The organism is Halalkalibacter flavus (genome assembly GCF_036663575.1).
Taxonomy (GTDB): Bacteria; Bacillota; Bacilli; order Bacillales; family Bacillaceae_D; genus Halalkalibacter; species Halalkalibacter flavus.
Genome location: NZ_JAWRVK010000099.1, coordinates 1 through 1,367, shown reverse-complemented (window position 1 = coordinate 1,367; position 1,367 = coordinate 1). Strand labels below are relative to the sequence as shown.

At 36.9% G+C, this 1,367-nt stretch carries 1 protein-coding gene; it reads right to left on the bottom strand.

All coding sequences use genetic code 11. The features are described from left to right. Positions 1–176: 176 nt before the first annotated feature. On the bottom strand, positions 177–938 hold the full coding sequence (locus SAY88_RS24500; RefSeq protein WP_332635059.1) for a tRNA threonylcarbamoyladenosine dehydratase: 762 nt from the start codon (positions 936–938) through the stop codon (positions 177–179). Positions 939–1,367: the final 429 nt, after the last annotated feature.

Below are 1,367 nucleotides of genomic sequence, written 5' to 3'. Positions count from 1 at the left end.
AATGCACTTCTACCAATGGTTATTTTCAGGATAGTGAAATGGAGCGGAAGTCACTCGACTCCTGCGGGATGAAGAGGGAAGCCACTGAAAAAGGTAAAAATCGACCTTTTTCAGTGGCTCTTATTTATGCGAAAACAACCTAATGAAAAGAAGAGAGGTCTCTAATGGAGCCTCTCTTAACGATTAATTTCTATTCCTTTTAATAAATTCGTAATAACATGCCCAGCCATAATTAACCCTGCTACTGACGGTACAAAGGCATTTGATGAAGGAGGCATTTTAGCCTTTCGAATGCTTCCTTGTTCTGCTGCCTCTGAAACAATTTCTTGTCGAATGTCTTCTCTAATCTTTATTGGCTGTTCATCAGAATAGACAACTTCAATTCCTTTACGTATCCCTTCTTTACGTAACCGAGTTCGAACAACTTTCGCAATTGGATCATGACTTGTTTTAGATATATCCGCAATTCGTAATCTTGTTGGATCCATCTTATTCGCTGCTCCCATACTAGAAATAATCGGGATTTTACGTTCTAAACATTGTTTCATTAAATGAATTTTATAACTGATCGTGTCACTAGCATCAATGACATAATCTAAGCCATAGCTAAAAAACTGCTCGTATGTTTCTTCAGTATAAAACATCTTTAATGCTATGACTTCACACTCAGGATTAATATCTTGAATACGTTCTTTCATCAATTCAACTTTTTGTCTACCGACTGTCGACAATAAAGCATGGATCTGTCTATTCACATTTGTAATATCGACATCATCTTTATCCACAAGTACCAATCTGCCTACTCCAGATCGCGCTAATGCTTCAGCTGAGAAAGAACCTACTCCTCCAATACCTAGCACTGCAACTGTACTGTTTCTTAATTGATCTAATCCATCGTGCCCTATGGCCAATTCATTTCGAGAAAATTGATGCAACATTCGCCTTGCTCCCTCCAAACAATCTATCGCAATTGACTATACCATAGCCATTCTTAAAAGTCTAAACTAACTACTACGTTTACCTAAAACGATTACAAACATACATTAACTTGTATTATTAGTAAACACTAGGTTTTTTAGTAAAACTGTTTTCGTATAGATTGTTGCTGTGAAGAAACGTTTTTTCTCGTAGTCATCCATGCAGCATAAAATCATTGCTGCACCACAGAGAATGAAAATGGTTAGGAAGTGGCAATACTGACCTTAATCCAGTCAATCCTAATCCATAGACTTATTAATTAACGCTCTCCTCTTTTTTTTAAACGATTGAGCAGGGTCTTTTTTAGTATTGTCTTTTTTCTATTTTTGAAGAAACCTATTTTCATGGTAGACCCTCATGCCGCGCTGCGGCACCATCAAATATATGAA